The organism is Maribacter sp. LLG6340-A2 (genome assembly GCF_045057105.1).
Taxonomy (GTDB): domain Bacteria; phylum Bacteroidota; class Bacteroidia; order Flavobacteriales; family Flavobacteriaceae; genus Maribacter.
Map to the genome: position 1 here is coordinate 547,387 of NZ_CP159332.1, position 22,352 is coordinate 569,738.

At 38.2% G+C, this 22,352-nt stretch carries 16 protein-coding genes; 6 read left to right on the top strand and 10 right to left on the bottom strand.

The features are described from left to right. Positions 1-161 precede the first annotated feature (161 nt). From ABVM52_RS02235 to ABVM52_RS02245, 3 genes are read left to right on the top strand one after another with little or no spacing between them, the layout of a single operon-like run. Positions 162-1,535 (top strand): ATP-binding protein, encoded by a 1,374-nt coding sequence (locus ABVM52_RS02235; protein WP_405383293.1) that lies wholly within the window; start codon positions 162-164, stop codon positions 1,533-1,535. Positions 1,536-1,544: 9 nt separating this feature from the next. Further along, positions 1,545-2,642, top strand: a complete 1,098-nt coding sequence (locus ABVM52_RS02240) for a Gfo/Idh/MocA family protein (RefSeq protein WP_405383295.1) — start codon at positions 1,545-1,547, stop codon at positions 2,640-2,642. 7 nt (positions 2,643-2,649) lie between these two features. Further along, the gene (locus ABVM52_RS02245; RefSeq protein ID WP_405383297.1) at positions 2,650-2,877 is read left to right on the top strand and encodes a putative signal transducing protein; all 228 of its coding nucleotides are present in this window, start codon (positions 2,650-2,652) and stop codon (positions 2,875-2,877) included. Between the two features lie 79 nt (positions 2,878-2,956). On the opposite strand, the gene ABVM52_RS02250 is transcribed toward ABVM52_RS02245, so the two are convergent. Next, positions 2,957-3,895, bottom strand: coding sequence for a DUF1080 domain-containing protein (locus tag ABVM52_RS02250; RefSeq protein WP_405383299.1), 939 nt, complete (start codon positions 3,893-3,895; stop codon positions 2,957-2,959). Positions 3,896-4,102: 207 nt separating this feature from the next. On the opposite strand from ABVM52_RS02250, the gene ABVM52_RS02255 reads away from it, so the two are divergent. Next, complete coding sequence (locus ABVM52_RS02255) at positions 4,103-7,534, top strand: HEAT repeat domain-containing protein (RefSeq protein ID WP_405383301.1); 3,432 nt, start codon at positions 4,103-4,105, stop codon at positions 7,532-7,534. Between the two features lies 1 nt (position 7,535). On the opposite strand, the gene ABVM52_RS02260 is transcribed toward ABVM52_RS02255, so the two are convergent. Both ABVM52_RS02260 and mnmA read right to left on the bottom strand, forming a co-directional pair. Beyond that, a complete protein-coding gene (locus ABVM52_RS02260) occupies positions 7,536-8,480 on the bottom strand; it encodes an NAD(P)H-dependent flavin oxidoreductase (protein WP_405383304.1) in 945 nt (314 codons plus the stop codon). A gap of 153 nt (positions 8,481-8,633) precedes the next feature. Next, positions 8,634-9,824, bottom strand: a complete 1,191-nt coding sequence (mnmA, locus tag ABVM52_RS02265) for a tRNA 2-thiouridine(34) synthase MnmA (protein ID WP_405383306.1) — start codon at positions 9,822-9,824, stop codon at positions 8,634-8,636. A gap of 283 nt (positions 9,825-10,107) precedes the next feature. Between mnmA and ABVM52_RS02270 the strand changes: the two genes are divergently transcribed. Next, positions 10,108-12,609 (top strand): fasciclin domain-containing protein, encoded by a 2,502-nt coding sequence (locus tag ABVM52_RS02270; protein WP_405383308.1) that lies wholly within the window; start codon positions 10,108-10,110, stop codon positions 12,607-12,609. 251 nt (positions 12,610-12,860) lie between these two features. Here ABVM52_RS02270 and yidC read toward each other — a convergent pair whose 3' ends face one another. The 3 genes from yidC to ABVM52_RS02285 form a co-directional block, all read right to left on the bottom strand. After that, the gene (gene yidC / locus ABVM52_RS02275) at positions 12,861-14,714 is read right to left on the bottom strand and encodes a membrane protein insertase YidC (protein WP_405383310.1); all 1,854 of its coding nucleotides are present in this window, start codon (positions 14,712-14,714) and stop codon (positions 12,861-12,863) included. Between the two features lie 90 nt (positions 14,715-14,804). Continuing rightward, positions 14,805-16,421 carry a CTP synthase gene (locus tag ABVM52_RS02280; RefSeq protein WP_405383312.1) on the bottom strand — a complete coding sequence of 539 codons (1,617 nt, stop codon included), beginning with the start codon at positions 16,419-16,421 and terminating at the stop codon, positions 14,805-14,807. 59 nt (positions 16,422-16,480) lie between these two features. Continuing rightward, positions 16,481-16,714: a DUF3820 family protein gene (locus ABVM52_RS02285; RefSeq protein ID WP_144801443.1), complete on the bottom strand. Its 234-nt coding sequence runs from the start codon at positions 16,712-16,714 to the stop codon at positions 16,481-16,483. Positions 16,715-16,762: 48 nt separating this feature from the next. On the opposite strand from ABVM52_RS02285, the gene ABVM52_RS02290 reads away from it, so the two are divergent. Further along, complete coding sequence (locus tag ABVM52_RS02290) at positions 16,763-17,632, top strand: hydroxypyruvate isomerase family protein (RefSeq protein WP_405383314.1); 870 nt, start codon at positions 16,763-16,765, stop codon at positions 17,630-17,632. 56 nt (positions 17,633-17,688) lie between these two features. Here the strand turns inward: ABVM52_RS02290 and ABVM52_RS02295 are convergent, their stop codons facing one another. The 4 genes from ABVM52_RS02295 to guaA are packed head-to-tail and all read right to left on the bottom strand — an operon-like array spanning position 17,689 to position 22,333. Further along, entirely contained in the window at positions 17,689-18,219 is a 531-nt protein-coding gene (locus ABVM52_RS02295) for a DUF922 domain-containing protein (RefSeq protein ID WP_405383316.1), read from the bottom strand. Then, positions 18,207-18,611, bottom strand: coding sequence for an OsmC family protein (locus ABVM52_RS02300; RefSeq protein WP_405383318.1), 405 nt, complete (start codon positions 18,609-18,611; stop codon positions 18,207-18,209). The genes ABVM52_RS02295 and ABVM52_RS02300 overlap by 13 nt, the downstream gene beginning before the upstream one ends. A 1-nt stretch (position 18,612) precedes the next feature. Further along, positions 18,613-20,799, bottom strand: coding sequence for a LysM peptidoglycan-binding domain-containing protein (locus tag ABVM52_RS02305; RefSeq protein ID WP_405383320.1), 2,187 nt, complete (start codon positions 20,797-20,799; stop codon positions 18,613-18,615). Between the two features lies 1 nt (position 20,800). After that, positions 20,801-22,333, bottom strand: coding sequence for a glutamine-hydrolyzing GMP synthase (gene guaA / locus ABVM52_RS02310; protein WP_405383322.1), 1,533 nt, complete (start codon positions 22,331-22,333; stop codon positions 20,801-20,803). Positions 22,334-22,352 lie beyond the last annotated feature (19 nt).

The window sequence follows — 22,352 nt, forward strand, 5'->3', positions numbered from 1 at the left end:
CTACATTTATATAAACATCTTTCTTATATTTATTGTTGAAAATGTTTCTGTATAAACGTTAAACAAAATATATACATATAATAAATGACGATGAATTGATAAATCCGATTGTAATTCTCTATATATAAAACCCCGTTCATTAAATAGAAGCTTATTAAATTGTGATACATAAAGTAAACCAACCTACTGATGTCCCAACTACAAAAGATAAAAGTTTTATAGATGGTTTTGGTCTCATTACCCTACTCTCTGCCCTATTTACTTTTATTATGTTTTTATATACCGTTTTTAACAATGAGCGGATATTACAAATAGTTGCATTCTTACTCTTTTTGGGTTTTGTCATAGGTTTTGTCTTGAATATTCTAAAGTTAGAAAAAACTACAAGACTTTACATGTCGCTCTATCCACCAACCATGTTCATGCTGATCATAGTACTTATCGGTGGATTTTTTGGTCAAGCCTTGGCCTTTGCCACCATGGCATTTTTAGCTTTTATTGCTTACCGCAATAAACCTAAAATAAGACTTGCCATTATTACCTATGATATTTTGGCATTTATAATACCAACCATATACATAACACTTTATGGCCCGGTCTTGGGCCATATAAATTTGCCATGGGATGAAATCTTAGTTTTCATTGCAAGTTTAACCTGGCTTTCCCAAACTTTTAGAGTATATGATGAAACAAAAACCAGAAAATATACCAATGAGCTGGAAAAAAAACACAACACTCTTAAAGCTAACGAGATAGAATTACAAATAGCACAGGATAGTCTTAAAGAACAAAATCAAAAACTTAATGCCCTTAATCAGGATTTAGCTAAAAAAAATAAACAAATTGAAGAATTTACTTTTATTGTAACCCATGATTTAAAAAGCCCCCTTAATAATATCAATATAATTTCAAACCAATTACTGAAACAACCTGACTCAACAACCTTTTACCATTTCAAAGAACATTTTAAACATTTAGAGGGTAGTTCCAATAGGTTAACCAATTTAGTTTTAGGCTTATTAGAGTATGCTGAAACTGGCAATAGCGATAAAATGAAAATTATAGATTGCCAGGAAATTGTAGAACAGATTATTGCGGACCATTCCCAAATGATCAAAAATAATAATGCAACGGTTCTTATCAATGATTTACCAAATATTATTGGCAGGGAAAGGGATATTCGTATGCTTTTTCAGAATCTATTACACAATGCCCTCAAATTTTCCTCATTGAAAAATGCGCCTAAGATTGTAATATCTTCAGAAGAGAATGATAATTTTTACCAATTTAAGATACGTGATAACGGTATAGGCATCACCAAAGACCAGCAACAAAATATTTTTAAGGCATTTAATAAATTACACCATCAATCTGAATTTGAAGGGTCAGGAATAGGTCTATACGGATGCAAACGTGTTATTGACACCCATAAAGGTGATATTTGGGTAGAATCTATAGAAGATCAAGGCAGTACCTTTTATTTTACGATCAGCAAAAATTTGCTCGGCAAAAATAATTTTCAACCCATATCCTAATCCCCAAACATGAAAAATCTCCTTGTCGTAATTCTTTACTTATTAATTAATATAGTGGGTTTTGCTCAAGATCAACCCATACGTCTTGGAGTAGCCGGTCTTACTCATGGTCACGTTGGCTGGATATTGGGCCGCGAAACAAAGACCGATATGGTCATGGTAGGAATCGTAGAGCCAAACAAAGCATTGGCCCAAAGACTATCAAAAGAATTTGGATTTCCAATGACCATAGTCTATGACACCATGGATGAAATGATCAGCGAAACCAAACCAGAAGCCGTGGCGGCATTTGGAAACATTAAAGACCATGTAAAAGTAGTACAGGCCTGTGCTCCAAAAGGTATTCATGTTATGGTTGAAAAACCTCTTGCCACTACTTTGGACGAGGCCCTCCAGATAGCCCATTTAGCAAAGATCCACAACATACACGTTCTTACCAATTATGAAACCTCATGGTATGAAACCAACATGCAAGCAGTAAAGGAGTTAAAAAAAGGCACCATAGGAGAATTAAGAAAAGTTATTATTAGGGATGGTCATAAAGGACCTAAAAAAATTGGGGTTTCGACTGAATTTCTGGAATGGCTTACCGATCCTAAATTAAATGGAGGTGGAGCCATTACCGATTTTGGGTGTTATGGAGCAAATCTAATGACTTGGATCATGAACGGATCTAAACCACTATCCGTCACGGCCGTTACCCAACAATTACAACCAGAAAATAATCCTAATGTAGATGATGATGCTACTATTATTTTAACATACCCTAACCAAATGGCCATATTGGAACCTTCATGGAACTGGCCCATAGGTAGAAAAGACATGGAATTGTACGGAACAAAAGGAGCCCTTTACGCGGACAACCCCACTCAATTAAGGTTAAGAATAGCTAAAGGATACAGTAATTACACGGAAGAAACATTTCTTCTACCTCAACGCGAAAAACCTTTCAACGATCCTTTTTCCGTATTTACGGCGGTCATTAAAAATGAGTTGCAACTTTCTCCATATAACGTGTATTCGTTAGAAAATAATGTTATTGTGATGGAAATCCTTCAAGCGGCCATAGAAAGTGCCAATTCCGGTAAAACTATACCATTAAAATAAATAGTGTATGAATTCAGCTTATAAAAAAGTTTTTGGAGGCAACCCTATAAAGGCCAACAGGGTTGAACTAATATTAAAGGACAACAATATTCATCCTATTCGTAAGGATGAGTCCGAATCTGCAAGATTAGCCGGTTTTGGCTCAACGCCCCCACAAATTATAGAAATATTTGTGCATGAGAATGAAGAGGTCAATGCACTAACATTGATATCCAAGATAAAATGGAACGAGTAAATATTAAAATCTAGGATAACCTATCCACACAAAATAAAAGCGGCCTCCAAAATGGAGACCGCTTTTTAATTTATTTTTACTAACCTTTAGTGATTGGAGTTATTTCCAGGGTCCTGAATTCAACCGGCCCATGATCCCCTTGTATCATAATTGGTCCAGGCTCGGCCTCGTTATTATCCAGTGCTCCACCGGTCATTCCGTCAATATTCTGTTCAGAAATAATAGTGGTTCCATTGGCAATAATAGTCACCCTTCTACCAATTAAGGTAATTTCATAAGTTTGCCACTCCCCTGCTTTTTTTGCCATATTTGTATTGGGAGACAGTAACCCATAAATCCCTCCAAAATATATAGAAGACGCTTCTAAACCTTCATTATCCGCAATTTGCACCTCGTAACGCCCACGTATATACAAACCACTGTTGCTTCCTTTGGGATATCTAAATTCTGCCTTGAGCGTAAAATCCTGGAATTTTTGTTCCGATATTAAATTTACACCAGACTGTGGACTGGTTAAAATACCGTTGACTACCTTCCATTGGTTGTTTGGCGCAACTTTCCACCCATCTAAATTCTTGCCATTAAAAAGTTTAATTTTTTTGCCTTCCTTACCATTTTCATAGTAGGGCAGGTTTGGAGATTTAACAGCGGCCCAATCATGAACTTTGCCATCTACATAAATCATGGTGCCATTTAAAGAGTCTCCATTCAATTTACCTTCAAATACCATATTAGAAGCTCCCGGCTCCCATTGGGGTGGAATTTCAAAGGTAAATATATCGCCATACTTTTTTATCTCGGCAATAGGTCGTGCACTACCAAATGCATAGGTAAACCTTCCTATTAACCTACTACTGCCAGAATGTCTAATTTCTAGCCATGAAGGTAATTTCTTTCCGTCTTGTTCAATGGTCAAATTCCATTTTCCTTCCAATGGATGCCCTTCTTGTGCTTTGGCAAAACCAGTACTTAACATTATAGTAAAAAGAAAAAGCACGGTTGTTTTAACTGTATTCATTTTTTGGTTTTTGAGTTTTGTTTGAGAAGATTCAAATATAATTCAACTTTTAAACACTATTTCCAAAGGGTGAATTAAATCCTTTTATAAATTGAAAAAAAATACACCTAAGTATTATGATGTTATTAATTTAACCTAAAGCAAGTTTCATTATAGATTATCTACATAAATTATTACATTTAAAGTTCATTTCAACGAAACATTACAATGACATTTTTCAAAAAATTCCTTTCAGGAATACTTCCCCTGTTTATTATTGCCCTTTCTTGTGAACCTAAAAAGCCTATAGAAATCCCCTTGGTCATCCAAAAGGATAGCACGGCGTTATTAGAAGCTGTTGAATTGGCTAGAAAAAGTATATCTGCAGAGGTTGCCGATGGTCTAGAACTTAGCTTATGGGCATCTGACTCTTTGGCACCGGACCCCATAGCCATGGACATAGATGACGAAGGGAAAATTTATATTACACGATCCAATAGAAATAAAAACTCCGAGTTCGATATTCGCGGGCATAGGGATTGGATGACAGAATCCATTGCATTGGAAACCGTAGAGGACAGAAGAGCCTTCTTACACAGAAAATTTGCAACTGAACTAAGCAAGGAAAACCAATGGTTTCCCGATTTAAATAATGATAGCATTCATGACTGGAGAGACCTTGCCGTAGAAAAAGATGAAGTTTGGATGTTAGAAGACACGGATAATGATGGCATTGCTGATATTTCTACACAAATTTTAAATGATTTTAACGATGAAATCAATGATCAAGCAGGTGCATTGTTGGTCAGGGACGAAGATGTATTCGTAGGTATTGGTCCTGGAATGTACCGATTAAGGGATACCAATGGCGATAAAATCCTAGATGAAAAAACCAGTATAGCAGAAGGTTTTGCCGTACATATTGGCTTTGGTGGCCATGGTATGTCCGGTGCCATAGAAGGTCCGGATGGTAAAATTTACTGGGGCATTGGAGATATTGGTGCAAATATTACTACAGTGGAAGGCGAAAACCACAAGTACCCCAATGAAGGTGTCATTGTACGGAGTAATCCAGACGGTACCAATTTTGAAGTATTTGCACACGGACTTCGTAACACCCATGAATTTGTTTTTGATGCATACGGAAACATCATCTCATCTGATAACGATGGTGACCATAAGGGAGAAAGTGAGCGTTTGGTCCATATTGTTGAAGGGTCCGATGCAGGTTGGAGGGCCAATTGGCAATATGGAAAATACACCGACCCTAAAAATAACGGGTATAATGTGTGGATGGACGAAAAATTGTTTACCCCGCGTTGGGAAGGTCAAGCAGCATATATTATACCGCCTATACAGAATTTTCATAACGGACCTACCGGTATGAGATATAATCCCGGTACTGCTCTTGGAAAAAAATGGCTGAACAAGTTCTTTTTGGTAGAATTTGTGGGCGACCCAACCCGCTCCAATATCTGGTCTTTTGACCTAAAACCTAAAGGGGCTTCTTTTGAACTGAATACAGATGAGTCTATCTTAAACGGTGTATTGCCCACAGGAATTGGTTTTGGCCCTGACGGTGCCTTGTACTTGGCCGATTGGGTAAATGGCTGGGGTAGTAAGGACTTTGGCCGTGTGTGGAAATTAGATGTTACCGAGGGCAATAATGATTTGGAACAAGAACGTTTGGAGACCCAGCGTTTAATGACCCACAACTATGAAGATGACGATACCGATAATCTGGTGGAGCTCTTAGCATACCCGGATATGAGAATTAGACAAAAAGCTCAGTTTGAGTTGGCTAAAAGAACGTTCTGGGGCTACCGTGCATTAAAAAAAGTTATTCTGGAAAATGAAAACCAGTTTGCGCGTATACATGCCATTTGGGGCATTGGACAAATTGCTGCTAATGATAAAGATGACGCGGAACCTTTACTTGAACTATTGGATGACGAGGATCCAGAAATAATAGCACAAACTGCAAAAGTTTTAGGTGATATCCGTTATGAAAAAGCTGCTGAACGTTTAATAACACTTACCGCTCATGATAATGACCGCGTAAAATTCTATGCTGCACAAGCTTTAGGTAGATTAAAATACGAAAATGCCATTGAACCACTTTTGGAAATGATCGTTCAAAATAATGATCAAGATGTATATTTACGTCATGCAGCAGTTTTGGCATTATCAAGGATCGGCCAAGCAGAACCTATTCTTGCTTTAGCAAATCATGAAAATAGAAGTTTGCGCATTGCCGCAGTTTTAATATTGAGAAAATTACAAGATCCCAATATTGCCGTTTTCCTTTCAGATAAAGATGAATACATCGTTACTGAAACAGCCAGGGCCATTAATGATGACCTTTCTATTGAAGAGGCTTTACCTGCTTTGGCGAGATTATTAGAAAACAAAAAATATACAAATGAACCATTGGCAAGAAGAGCTATTAATGCCGCCTTACGTGTAGGTGGTGAAAAAGAGCTGGAACTATTGGTCAATTTTGCAAAAAGAAAAGATGTTTCCAATATTTTAAGAGGAGAGGCCCTATCCGCACTTGGAACATGGAACAACCCTTCTGTTTTAGACCGCGTTGATGGGAGGTACAGAGGCGAAATTGTAAGAGAAGGCAATATATTGCAAGAAAAAATAGAAAAAGATATTCCTTTTTTCCTAAAAGATAGTAATCCCGAAATCTTGATTGGTATTTCAAAAACCATCAGTGAATTAGGGATACAATCTTATAATAGCGACTTATATAAAATTTTTAGGAACAGCTCATCCCCACAAGTAAGGGCCACTGTGCTTACCACTTTAGGAAATCTAGGCTATGACGATATGGAACGCATTATGGCAATAGGCATGCAGGATGGCAATGAACAAGTTAGGACTGCCGCTGTTGGACTTTTGGCCAAATTAAACCTGCCCAAAGAAAAATTACCCGCAATTGTAGGTCCAATTTTCAGGAAAGGTTCCGTATCCGAACAACAACGTATGCTAGATGTATTGGGTGATCTTCCGGTAGAGAACAGCAATGCTATATTGGCAAGCCTTATTGACAAGGCCAGTAAAGATCAATTAAAGCAAGGTATTATGTTAGATTTAATGGAATCTGTCAAAGCCACTGAAAACCCCTCGCTTATCGCACAATTGGATAAATTAGAGCAAGCAGGATACTCGGCAGATTCATTCCAAGAAACACTATACGGAGGTAATTGGTGGGCCGGTAGAAATGTATTTAATGGAAACCCTACAGCTCAATGCGTACGATGCCATGCCATAAACGGTTCTGGCGGAGAAGTTGGCCCCGCCTTGGACAACATTGCCAATGTACTAACTAGAGAACAGCTTTTAGAAGCACTGATAGAACCTAGTGCACGTCTTGCCCCAGGGTATGGCTCTGTTACCTTAACCTTAACGGATGGTCAAAAAGTGCAAGGTGTGCTGATCGAGGAACGCAAGCATGACCTTCTTCTAAGGACATCAGAAGCAGAACCATTGGAAATACCTTTACAACGAATTAAGAAAAGGGAAAACTCCATGTCCGCTATGCCGGCAATGGGCCGTATGATTTCCAGAAGAGAACTACGTGATCTTATGGAGTATTTGGGAAGTCTTAAAAACAAAGAACGTATTATAGAAGGAGAAGATAAAGAGGTATAAACTAGAACATTGAAATAAGTTCTTCTTTAGCTTTTTCAAACTCGCTCATCATCTCTTCAACAATTTGGCCTGCTGGACGTATGTCATGTATCAATGCCGATACTTGACCTATTTCCAGCTCGCCTTCATTTAAGTCGCCCAAGAACATACCTTTTTTTGCCCTTCCCCTACCTAATAGGGCTTTCAATTCCTCAACAGTAGCCCCATTGGCATAAGCATTTTGCACTTGTTGATAAAATATATTCTTAATCAACCTTACCGGTGCCAATTCTTTTAGAGTCAAATGGGTATCACCCTCCTTCGCCTTAATGACGGCTTCCTTGAAATTTATATGGTTAGACGCTTCTATACTGGCAACAAATCTACTTCCTACCTGTACGGCATCAGCACCTAGCACCATGGCCGCCAACATTGCCCTACCCGTAGCAATGCCACCTGCAGCAATTAAGGGTACTGAAATTCTTTCACGAATGGCAGGGATCAAAACCATTGTTGTAGTTTCATCACGCCCATTATGCCCTCCTGCCTCAAAACCTTCCGCTACTATGGCATCTACTCCTGCTTCCTGTGCTTTCAACGCAAATTTTAAACTACTGACCACATGTACAACGGTAATTCCCTTTTCCTTTAAAAAAGATGTCCAAGTTTTAGGATTTCCTGCAGATGTAAAAACAATTCTTACATTCTCCTCAACAATAATATCCATTAGTTGATCAAGGTCAGGATATAACATAGGCACATTAACCCCAAAAGGTTTAGAAGTAGCCTTTTTACATTTTTGAATATGTTCACGTAATATATCAGGATACATGCTACCGGCGCCTATTAGTCCTAACCCTCCAGCATTTGAGACGGCACTTGCAAGTCGCCAACCACTGGTCCATACCATACCTCCTTGAACAATAGGAAATTCAATCTGAAAAAGCTCTGTAATTCTATTTTGCATGATCTAAGGGAATTACCTTGTGGAAATTCCGCAAGGCATTGTAGTGAATAATTTAATTAGATAATAACGTGAACGTTGCAACTTATATCTCGATTGTCGATTAAAAAGTTACCGATTAAAGATACCATTATGCATTTTAAAAAATCAAGTCAACTAAGAAATAACCCCAGACCCTATTAAATCATCTTCTAAATACCATGCCACAAACTGACCTTCTGTTATTGCAGATTGCATTTCTTTAAAATCTACATACATTCCGCCTTCTACCCTATAAATAGTTGCCTCTTGTAACTCTTGGCGGTATCTAATCCGTGCTTTTACGGCCAGCTTCGCGTCTATAGCCAAAGATAAATCTTCACGCACCCAATGAATTTCCTCATCTTTTACGAACAATGTTCTCCTGTAAAGCCCTGGATGGGATTTACCTTGACCTGTGTATATGATATTGGCATTAACATCGGTATCTATTACAAATAGAGGTTCCTTTGTGCCACCTACATGTAAACCTTTACGCTGCCCTTTAGTAAAATAATGGGCCCCTTCATGTTCCCCTACTATTTTTCCATCGGTTTCATGATATACCGGTTTTTCGGCATAATAGGCCAATTCTGATTTTTTATCATTAAAATTAGGCGTAGTGCGCTCATAGGCATCAAACCCAGCAGGTACTTCAACTATTTTTCCTTTTTTAGGTTTCAACTGTTGCTGCAAAAATTCAGGCAATCTTACTTTACCAATAAAACATAGACCTTGAGAATCTTTTTTATCCGCAGTAATTAAATCCATTTGTGACGCTATTTCCCTTACTTGTGGTTTTGTCAATTCACCAATTGGAAATAAGGTTTTGGACAGTTGTTCTTGAGATAATTGACATAAAAAATAGGACTGATCCTTATTACTATCCTTTCCTGCCAATAACTGGTAGGTCTCGTTACCATCTGCATCTACCAGGGTTCCTTTTCTGCAATAGTGACCTGTAGCCACATAATCTGCACCTAATTGTAATGCAATCTTTAAAAATACATCAAACTTTATTTCCCTGTTACAAAGCACATCAGGATTTGGGGTCCTACCCATTTCATATTCCCTGAACATATAATCCACAATACGTTCTTTATACTCCGCACTTAAATCAACCGTTTGGAACGGAATTCCCAATTTCTCCGCAACGATCATTGCATCATTACTATCCTCTAACCATGGACACTCTTCCGATATGGTAACGGAGTCATCATGCCAATTTTTCATGAACAGACCAATGACATCATAACCTTGTTTTTTTAAAAGGTATGCCGCTACACTGGAATCTACTCCACCTGAAAGTCCTATAACTACTTTTTTCATCTCATCTACTTGGTCGTAACAAAATTACAAAATTTTACTTCAAAACATTTTTATTTCAGACCTAACAAATAATAGCACCAAACCAGAAAAAACCTAACTAAACACCTAACTCAAAAAATTTCGTTTAAAATTATTTTGTTAAACTTTTATCAAAATTAATTAAACAAAAGATTTGAATTGTACATTTAACCTAATAATATTTAATACATATAATCAAAAATGACATCATTTTATGTTTATAATTTAAATTATTTAATTAAACAATATACTTAAAAACAACACTATGAAAAGAATTTTACGACTACCGTATTTTTTGCTCCTAACCGCATTGTCCATACTGGTATGGTCATGTGACAATGACGATAATGAGGAGAACCCAATGGTTGAAAGCAAAACCATTGTAGAAACTGCCCAAGCAGAAGAAGCACTTACCTCTTTGGTTACCGCGTTGACCACTGCCGATAATTCCGAAGGAACGGATTTGGTCGGAACCTTAAGCTCTACCGGGCCATTTACCGTTTTTGCCCCAACAAATGATGCCTTTACCGCATTATTAAACCAATTAGATGATTTTGATTCCCTCTCCGATTTTGATACGGATGAAGAAAGAGCACTTTTAACAACTATTTTAACCTACCATGTGGTTGCAGGTGTTGCCGCACAATCTGGAGATCTAACTGATGGTATGGCGGTAACCACCGTACAAGGTGAAGATATTACCATAGATTTGGAAGGCGGTGTATTTTTGGACGATGCCACGGAAGTAAATGCCAAGGTGGTCATTGCTGATGTAGAAGCCAGTAATGGTGTAGTACATGTTATTGACAAAGTTCTTTTGCCACAAGCAATTATAGATGCGCTTAACGAAGGTTCCATGACCAATGAAAACGGAACCCTAACGGATATAGTTGTAGCAACGGAACCCTTATCTCTTTTAGAAGCTGCGGTAATTAAGGCAGATTTAGCAGCTACTTTGAGTACCGAAGGACCTTTTACCGTATTTGCCCCTACAGATGATGCGTTTGTGGCCTTATTGGAAATTTTGGGAGACAACTACAACAGTCTTGAAGATTTTGATACGGAGGAAGAAATAGCTCTATTAAAAAATATCCTATTATATCATGTCATTCCGGCCAAGGTACTTTCTACCGACCTGTCTGAAGGTGCAGTAGCAACGGCGTATACAGATAATGAAATTGAAGTTATTGCCTCTGGTGAAACTTTTGTTATAGGCGATGCCTCTGATACAAATGCCAATATTACAGGAGTAGATATAATGGCCTCTAACGGGGTTGCCCACACAATTGATAAGGTGTTGTTACCACAGGCCGCAATTGATTTTGTTACTTCTTTACAACTTAAGACCATTGTAGATACGGCCGTAGCTACAGATGATTTAAGCCTTTTGGTCGACGCGCTGGTACAGGCAGACGCCGGACTAGTTGAAACATTAAGTGGCGAAGGACCTTTTACGGTGTTTGCCCCTACCAATGCCGCATTTGTAGCATTATTGGAAATTCTTGGTGATGATTTCAATAGTCTTGCTGATTTTGATACCGATGAAGAAAAAGCATTATTGACCAAAGTACTAACCTATCATGTAGTAGCCGGTGCCGCGGCTTTCTCAACAGGGCTAAGCAACGGACAGGCTATTGAAACCGTACAGGGTGAAAATGTGACCATCTCACTCATGGAAGGATCAGTACAAATTATGGATGCCACAGAAACAAATGCTACAGTAGCCTTGGCCGATGTAGAAGCTAGTAACGGGGTAGTTCATGTAATCGACAAAGTTTTATTACCACAGGAAGTTTTGGATATGTTGGCGGCCATGAGTCTAAAGACTATTGTTGAAATTGCAGTGGAAACTGATGACTTAAGTTTATTGGTGGATGCTTTAGTACAAGCCGATGCCAATTTGGTGGAAACATTAAACGGTACAGGGCCATTTACCGTTTTTGCACCGACAAATGATGCGTTTGCAGCCCTACTTGACACTTTGGGCGACGATTACAATAGTCTTGCAGATTTTGATACCGATGAGGAAAAAGAACTTTTGGCAACCATATTGACATATCATGTAGTTGCTGGGGCGGCAACCTTTTCAACCGATTTGAGCAACGGACAGATGATCGAGACTTTTCAAAGTGAGAACGTGGTCATTGCTTTACAAAATGGCGGTGTAAGCATTATGGATGCAACAGAAATGAGTGCCAATGTTATACTAGCGGATATCAATGCCAGTAATGGTGTTGTTCACGTTATAGATAAAGTTCTTTTACCCCAAGCAGCTTTAGATGCTCTTGCCCCAGCAGTTCCAAATATTGTTGAAACTGCACAAAGTGTAGATGACCTTAGCTCTTTGGTAGCAGCTTTAATCCAAGCTGATGCCGGTTTAGTGGAAACATTAAGTAGCGAAGGACCATTTACCGTATTTGCACCTACCAATGATGCCTTTGCCTCATTCTTAAATGATTTAGGCCCCAATTATAACAGTCTTGCAGATTTTGACACCGATGAGGAAAAAGGTCTATTGGCCCAACTACTTACCTATCATGTAGTTTCCGGTGCCGCAGTAGCTTCAGCAAACCTAACGGACCACCAGGAAATTGTTAGCGTGCAAGGTGAATCTTTCTTTGCCATCTTAACCAATGGTGTTCAAATACAGGACAAGACTCAAGTAAACGCCAATGTAACAACGGCAGATGTAATGACCAGCAATGGCATTGTACATATAGTTGATAAAGTATTGTTACCACAGGAAATTATTGATGCATTGCATTAATCCCCCCCGAAATACGAACATTGTGTTCTGGCCCTCTTTTTTAAAGAGGGCTTTTTTCATTCTTAATGCAAACAACGTTCACCACTCCTTTAGCATACAATAAACCCGCCTTTACAACTAAGTTTTGTTCCCGTTACATAATTAGCACATCTTTGGCGTCCCAAATCTTACCAAACCCAACCTTAATCAAAGGCAAAAGCCCTTTCAATATTGAAAGGGCTTTTTAATTATTTGAGTAATAAATTCTGTTTTTATTTACCTTTTTTCTGAGCTTCTGCCTGCTCCATCATTTCACGCATTTTCTTCTGGAACTTGTTCTCCTTTTTAGGTTTTTTCTTGTTTTCTTGAATCTGCGCGTGAATCTTATCGTTATCTATAATAAAGTTCTTGATGACCAGCATTATACCAATGGTAATCATATTAGATACAAAGTAGTACAAACTTAATCCACTGGCATAGTTGTTAAAGAAAAACAACATCATGAACGGCATTAAGTACATGATAAACTTCATGTTGGGCATACCTGGTTGTGTTGGCATATTCTGGCCCGTAGTCATCATCATATAGAAGAAAATAGCTATAGATGCCAATATTGGGAATAAACTTACATGATCACCGTAAAATGGGATAGAGAATCCTTCAGGAAACTGATAAATAGTATCAAATGAGGAAAGGTCATCTGCCCATAAGAACGACTTTTGGCGCAATGCGAAAGATGTTGGGAAAAACATAAACAAGGCATAGAAAATAGGCATTTGAATTACAGCTGGTATACAACCGCTCATGGGGCTTACTCCTGCTTTACCATACAGTTTCATGGTTTCTTGCTGTTTCTTCATGGCGTTATCCTTGTATTTTTCGCCCAATTCTGTAATTTCAGGCTTTAACACCTTCATCTTTGCTTGGGACAAATATGATTTATAGGTCACCGGAGACATTGCCAATCGCACTAATATGGTCATGATAACTATGGCAATACCATAGGGGAAATATGTACTGATCAAGGCATAAAAAGGTGTAAATACATAACGGTTGATCCACCCAAAGATTCCCCAACCAAAAGGTATGGAATCCTCTAAGCCTAAATCATCATACTTGGAAAGCACCTCAACATCCGTTGGACCAAAATACCAATGTAAATCCTTGCCTATTTCACCACCTTCTAGCTCTATAGGCAACTTTGATGAATACGCTTTGGTAAAACCAAAAGTTCTGCTCTCCTCTTCCACTAAATTAACAGAAGCAAGCTCCCCAGATTTAAAAGGTTCGTCCGCAGCTAAAATGCTACTGAAAAAATGTTGTCTATAGGAGATCCACTTAATATCCTCTTCAGTTTCCTCATCATCACTTCCTTCAGAAAGTTTGCTTATTTTATCATCCTCATGATTATAAGTTAAACGAGTATACCTGTTTTCATATTCTATACTTTTAGAATGACGAATACCTTTTAAACTCCAATCTAATGCTATTGGCTTGTTAGAATTGATGATGTTGTCCAAACCTTTGGTCTTGATCTGAAAATCCACCAAATATTCATTAGGTTTCATTTCATACCTGTACTCCAAATACTTATCAGTGGCAGTCTTCGCTTTTAAGGACAATATTTGATTACCATTGTTATTGGTCAACGTAGGTTCAAAATAAAGGTCCATCGTATTTAAAACCCTATTATCCGTCGTAGAAAAATCTAGACCAAATTGAGCATTGCCATCCTTGACCAAGTAAACCGGAACAGAATCATAAGTGACGAAATTTTTCATTTTCGCCTCTACTATTTGTCCACCTTTATTACTTATTTTCAATAACAACACTTCATTTTCCAAAGTTGTTATATCGTTGGATGGTTTGGTAAAACCAAATGCACCAAGTTTACCTTGGTACGTTGCCACAGCTGTAGAGTCCTGTAAATCAAGTTGGGCATTTTCAACAGGAATATTGTTTGTAATTTCTTCCGCTTCTTTGGCAGCTTCTACCTGTTCTTGCTTTGCCTTTTCTGCCTCTAACTCTTCCGGAGTGGGTTGGTTTTGGTAAAACATGAAGATGAGTATTCCAAAAATAAGCACAAAGCCTATGATGGACTGTACATCAAATTTCTTTTCTTCCATGTGGTGTAATATTAATTGGGAATGATTTTTGAATTTTTAAGATTGCAAATATATGCCCAAATATGAAGTTTATGCCAATGTGGCATTAGTTTATGATTTTTTATATGCCAAAGCCGCTTTCACAAATCCAACAAATAACGGATGCGGATTGGCTACGGTACTCTTATATTCTGGGTGATATTGAACTCCAATAAACCAAGGATGATCAGTTGCTTCCACAATTTCCACCAAGTTGGTTTTCTTATTGAACCCAGTAGCCACTAGCCCCGCACTTTCCAATTGTGATAAATATGCATTATTAAATTCATATCTATGTCTATGACGCTCAGAAATTTGACTTGCTCCGCCGTATACTTCCCTAACCAAACTCCCCTCTTTTAGGTCACAGTCCCACGCCCCTAAGCGCATGGTACCCCCTTTATCGGTTATATTTTTTTGCTCTTCCATAATACTGATGACCGGATCAGGAGTATTCTCGTCCATTTCCGTGGAATTTGCATCAGCTAAATTCAAAACATTTCGAGAAAATTCTATCACCGCCATTTGCATTCCCAGACAAATACCCAAAAATGGTATTTTCATTGTTCTTGCAAATTCAACGGCCTTTACCTTACCTTCAATACCACGCTCCCCAAAACCAGGAGCCACCAAGATACCGTCCAAACCTTTTAGTTTATTCTTGTAATTGGACACTGTAAGGTATTCTGAATGAACAGATTTAACATTAACCTTTACTTCATTAGACGCTCCTGCATGTATAAACGCCTCTAAAATAGATTTATAGGAATCCTGCAATTCTACATATTTACCCACCAACCCTATAGTAACTTCGTCTTTTGGGTTTTTATGGCGCTGCAAAAACTCGTTCCAGCGGTCTAAATCTGGCTCTACGTTATCTGGTAATGCCAATTTTTGAAGGGTAACGGTATCCAATCCTTCTTCTTGCATTAATAACGGAACATCATAAATCGTAGATGCATCTATACTTTGAATAACGGCTTCACGCTTAACATTACAGAAAAGGGCCAGTTTATCCTTTATTTCATCAGAAATTTGATGTTCTGTACGGCACACCAAAATATCTGCCTTAATACCACTTTCCATTAAAGTTTTTACAGAGTGCTGTGTTGGTTTTGTTTTCAACTCGCCAGCAGCGGAAAGGTACGGCACCAAGGTTAAATGAACAACAATAGCATTGTTATCACCTAGCTCCCATAATAACTGTCTTACCGCTTCTATGTAAGGTAACGATTCTATATCACCAACCGTTCCTCCAATCTCCGTAATGACGATATCATACTCACCACTTTTACCCAGTACCTGAACACGTTCCTTTATTTCATTGGTAATATGTGGTACCACCTGAACCGTTTTACCTAAAAACTCGCCCCTTCTTTCTTTTTGAATGACACTTTGGTAAATCCTACCCGTAGTAACATTATTGGCCTGTGAGGTACGGACATTTAAAAATCGTTCATAATGGCCTAAATCCAAATCTGTTTCCGCTCCATCATCGGTCACATAACATTCGCCATGTTCATATGGATTTAATGTTCCCGGATCTACATTTATATATGGATCCAACTTTTGAATGGTAGTTTTATAGCCGCGAGACTGCAGTAATTTCGCCAATGAAGCTGCAATGATGCCTTTTCCTAATGATGAAGTAACGCCTCCCGTAACGAAGATGTATTTGGTTTGTGCCATGTATCGAATTCTATGTTACGGGACACAAAGTTACAAATTGAGGTTAGAACTTAACGGGTTTACCTAGGAAAATGTTTTTGTATTTTTCGAATTATGGATTCTAGCCCGTTTATTCTAATTTCTAACGTAGATTTCAATAAATCTCCTAATTTTCCATCAGGAAATCCCTTTTGTTGAAACCATATTAAATAGGGTTCAGGTAAATCTATTAAATACCGACCTTTATATTTACCAAATGGCATTCTATAATGGGCCAATTCTATTAGTTTTTGCTTATCAGGATTAATTTCCATTTTTAAATCTAAAAAAATTATCTTTAAGGAATAATCAACTATTACAACATGAAAAGAAGAAATTTTATTGGAACCTCAGCGGCTGCCTCTGTCGGATTCTTGACAACTTCAGCAGCAATGGCCAACAATGAAAATAAAAATCAATCCAATAAATTAAAGTACAATATTAATCATAGTGTATGTTATTGGTGCTATGATTCCATTCCTTTTGAAGAATTTCTTAAACATTTGGTAGAAATGGATATTCGCTCAATAGATTTGGTAGGCCCGGACGAATTTCCTTTACTAAAAAAATACAATATTCATGCTTCTATGTGCTGGGGTGCCGGCAAAGGGATTGTGGAGGGCTGGAACGACCCCAAGCTTCACGATGAACTTATAGCGGACTATGAACGGGTAATTCCTTTGGTTGCCGAGGCCGGCTATACCAATCTCATTTGTTTTAGCGGAAACAGAAACGGCATGGATGACCTGGTAGGCTTGCGTAATTGTGCAAAGGGGCTTAAACAATTAATGCCTTTGGCAGAAAAGCATGGGGTAGTTCTACAAATGGAACTTCTGAACAGTAAAGTAAACCATAAGGATTATATGTGCGATACCTCTGAATGGGGCGTTTCTCTATGCGAAACCATTGGTTCTGAAAACTTTAAATTGCTGTACGATATCTATCATATGCAGATTATGGAAGGTGATATCATTAGAAACATTCAGGATTACCACCAGTATTATGGTCACTACCATACAGGTGGGAATCCTGGTCGTCATGAAATTGATGAAACCCAAGAAATATTCTACCCTGCCGTAATGAAAGCCATTGTAGAAACTGGTTACACCGGCCATGTTGCGCAAGAATTTGTGCCTAGTTGGGAAGACAAGCTAGCCGCCTTAAAACAAGGTGTCACCATATGTGATGTTTAGCCCTAATAAACTAATAACAAAAAAAGCACCTGTAACAGGTGCTTTTTTTATAAATTCTATTGTTGCAAGGCTGCTTTAATTTCGCCAATCCATCTTTCCTGTACGGGCAAATTCCTAGAATAGTTGGTTTCAGCGTCATATTTGTTCTGAAAATCATTGAGCTGACGTAAAGTAGCTTTATATATTTTACGTACTTCTTGCTTAATATCGGTACCAAATTTTGTATTCCGTAATCTCGTTTTAAGTTTACGCGCATAGAGCTCCGTAATATCAAAATGTAACTGTTCGTGTTTTAAGGTAACCTCATTACACACCTTTGGCCTGTACCAAGATCGTGTAGGATAAAAATAAGTATAGACATTAAATTTCACCTTCATTTCCCTACCTTCATAATACGTTGAGAAATCATAACTAATACCACTTGCCGTGGTAGCAGCCGCTTCCGCACCATGGGGTACGGCACCTTTAAAATTAGCCCAAGTTAATTTAAGATCGGGATTCCAAGGTATTTGTTCTTGCCCATAGCCCCAAATGACATGGACTAACAGAAGAAGTATACCTAGCTTAATATGTTTTAAATATCCCAATGATAGGTGATTACTTTCTCAATGTCCGGGTGAAGACTATACAGCACAGGACAGGTATTGGCAGTATGCTCCAAGATTTTTCTGTCTTTACTTGAAATTTGTGATGGTAAATGTAATGCTACTTCTATTTTAGAAATTCTTCTTGGCGAAGCGGCCATGTGTTTAGTAACCTGGGCCGTAGACCCATCTAAAATAATTTCCAAGCCTTTAGCTTTAATACCCATCATGGTAAGCATACAGCTGGCCAAACCTGTTGCAACGGTATCGGTAGGTGAAAAGGCCTGCCCTAGTCCGTTATTATCCACAGGGGCATCGGTCATAAATGTATTGCCGGATTTTAGGTGAATACATTCCGTCCTTAAATTACCGTTATATGTTACTTTTGACGTCATATTACTTTAATTCCTTTATTCTTAAATCATCCATCATCATAATATAGGAAGCCTGATTGTAATATCCAGATATTCCTTTTCGCTCATAATCAAACTTATTGCCGTTGTATTCCGTTTCGCCAATAAATCTGGAAACGTCTATCAAATCATTTTTATACGCCAATTTCAACAACAGATCATAGGTAACATCAAAACCTCTTACCGCATAACGGTCAGGATTATCTCCAAAACGTTTTCTATAGCGCTCTACAAAAGAGTTATTGGTCACCTCACGATTAACTGATGGGTAGGTGAAATTTAAATTGGATAAATGGGTGTTGGATATAACATCTTTCTCAAATGCAGAATTCATATCTGTAGTGAACATACGCACTTTTACCTTATCCTTTTCTGACAAGGGGTCAAAGGCTGTATTATTGAACGCATTTAAAATGGATACCACACTGGCCACCAATCTATAATTCTCAGATTCTACAAAAACCCAGTTTGGAACTTTATTGGAAAGAAGTGCTTGTAATTTATCTCTATTTATTCCAATATTTTTTTCCTCTTCCTTGACTACGACAACCTTGGCCGTGGGAAAATGGTTTAAAATAGCATTTTGCCTAGACCTACTTTTTTCATCGGCAATGACCAAAATAGTCTCATTGGTATGGGTTTCTTCCACATAGTCCAACATATGTTCTACCAAAACCTCTTCATTGGTATATGAAAAGAACACGTTATCTAAACTTATATCACTTTTTGCCGGTACAGGGGCCACTACAGGAATATTATATTTAGAAGCCTGTACTGCGGTTTCTTTTAACGAAGCAACATCCAACGGACCAAAAATAGCGTTATAGCTCCCTAGATTTTCCGATTGAAGTATTTTTTTGGTGTGCATTAAATCTAATTGGTTATCCAAGGTTTTCACTTGAACGGACACACCCAAAGATTGTAAAGAATCTATTGCGACCAAGGCCCCGGAATAAAGACCAAGGCTGTATTTTAAACTGTTTCTTGAATCTATGATTTTTTCCGTTCCTTCTTTATCCTCCAGATTCAACTTATCTAAACGAAAAGGCAAAAGAAACAAGACCTTAGGTGTAATGGCCACATTGATACTATCTAATAAATCTACCTTGTCTAACACCAATGAATTACGCACCTCAAAATCCCCAACATTATCTTTGGGCAATTTTAAAATCATCCCAGCCTTTAGACCATCTTTTAAATCTGGGTTTAATTGGATAAGTTCTGCCCATGTCATCCCAAATTTTCTTGTTAGCCTAAACTCGTTCTGTTTTGGCTTAACCTCATAGAAAATGTAGTTATCCGTATTGATAACCCCTGGGTCAACTTTTTTTTCAGGGATTCTTATAACCATTCCTTCCTTTAGACCACCACGTTCCGTAATCTCTGGATTTAAACGGACTATCTCATCAGATTTTACACCAAATTCCTGTTCCAAACGGTAGAAGTTCATTTTAGCAGGAACGGTGTAAGAAATAAACAGTTCCGTTACTTGATTGCTCACCGTGCTACCAGGAATCTTTGGCATGAGCAGTTCATAACCTTCGGACAGGTAGTTGTTTGTTTTGGACAACCCTGGATTAAGCACTAACATACTATCTATTGAAATACCGTATTTGTGGGCAATACTCCAACGTGTTTCCTTTGGTGCCACGATATACTTTTCATAATCGTCTGAGTTCAACGGATTCTCCACAACAGCAGGTGCCTTATATTTAGGTATGCGCAGTTCCATCTTTTTTTGTAATGGCGAAGCGTATAAGACCGTATTATATCTTTTTAATTCTTCTTCAGAAATTTTATACTGCTGGGTAATACCAAATATGGTCTCTTTCTTCTTTACTTTGTGCGTAGTAAACCCAATAGGCTCTCTAGCATTTGTAGAATCTTGCATTACATTTTTATTCAGCACAGCAACGGCATCATTGGTCTGGGAAGTAACCTTTGCACCGGGTACCACCAATATGGTATTTGGTCTTAATGCCTGACCAGCTTTAATCTCTTTATTGTACTGCAAAATATTGGCTGGAGATACACCATACATTTTAGAAATACTTTCCAAAGTCTCTCCTGATTTAACTTCATGTGTATTGAATTTTTGGCCCAATGCAGTACACGAAACCAAAAAACAAAAAGCACAAATAACGTAAAGCTGATTTATTATATATTTCATATTATTCCCATTCTATTGTTGCTGGCGGCTTTGAACTTATATCATATACGACACGATTTACCCCAGGGACTTTATTAATGATATCATTGGACGTTTTTTGTAAAAACTCATATGGAAGATTAACCCAATCTGCCGTCATGCCATCTGTACTTTCCACGGCCCTTAATGCTACACATTTTTCATAAGTACGCTCATCTCCCATAACACCAACACTATTTACGGGCAATAACATAGCTCCTGCCTGCCATACCTTATCATATAGCCCCCACTCTTTAAGTCCATTTATAAAAATAGCGTCCACTTCTTGAAGTATGGCCACTTTCTCCGGTGTTATATCTCCTAGAATACGGATAGCCAAACCTGGCCCGGGAAATGGGTGTCTACCCAATAAAGATGGGTCAATACCCAAGCTTGCACCTACCCTACGCACCTCATCCTTGAACAACATTTTTAAAGGCTCTACCACTTTTAACTTCATAAAATCTGGCAAACCACCCACATTGTGGTGACTCTTAATGGTTTGCGAAGGTCCACCGGTAGCCGACACAGATTCTATTACATCTGGGTAAATAGTACCCTGGGCCAACCACTTTGCATTTTCTACCAAGTGCGATTCATCATCAAACACCTCTATAAAAACGCGACCAATGGTTTTTCGTTTGGTTTCTGGATCGCTCTCTCCTGCCAAATCATCCAAAAAGCGTGCCGAAGCATCTACACCTTTTACATTAAGGCCCATACCTTCATATTGGTTCAATACATCCGAAAATTCATTTTTTCGTAAAAGTCCGTTATTAACAAAAATACAATGCAGGTTCTTACCTATTGCCTTATGTAACAATACGGCCGCTACCGAAGAGTCTACCCCCCCGGATAGTCCTAAAATAACTTTTTCATCACCAATTTTCTCCTTTAGTTCCGCAACGGTCTTGTCCACAAAAGCATCGGGGGTCCATGTTTGTTCCATCTTGGCAATCTTCACCAAAAAGTTTTCCAAAAGTTGTTTTCCGTCTGTGGAGTGATATACCTCTGGATGAAACTGTATGGCGTAGGTTTGCTCCCCATTAAATTTAAAAGCTGCATTTTCTACATCATGAGTACTGGCCAGTAATGTAGCAGCATCAGGCAATTTTTTAATAGTATCCGCATGGCTCATCCATACTTGACTACCTGAATCTATATGCTCCAAAAAAGCTTCATCTTTTGCAACAAAACTTAAATTGGCACGACCGTATTCCCTTGTATTTGATTTTTCAACACTTCCTCCATTAAAATGAGCAAGGTATTGAGCTCCATAACAAACACCCAACAAAGGTTTTTTACCCCTAATCTCCGACAAGTCTGGATGTGCAGCATCATCACCCCTTACAGATAAGGGAGATCCCGATAAAATTACCGCCTTATAGCCTGAAAGGTCCTTGGGTAGTTTGTTATATGGTTTAATTTCTGAAAAAATGTTAAGCTCACGAACGCGTCTACCTATTAATTGCGTGTACTGTGAACCAAAATCTAATATTAGGACTTTATTTTGCATGGGCAAAAATAGCAAATTG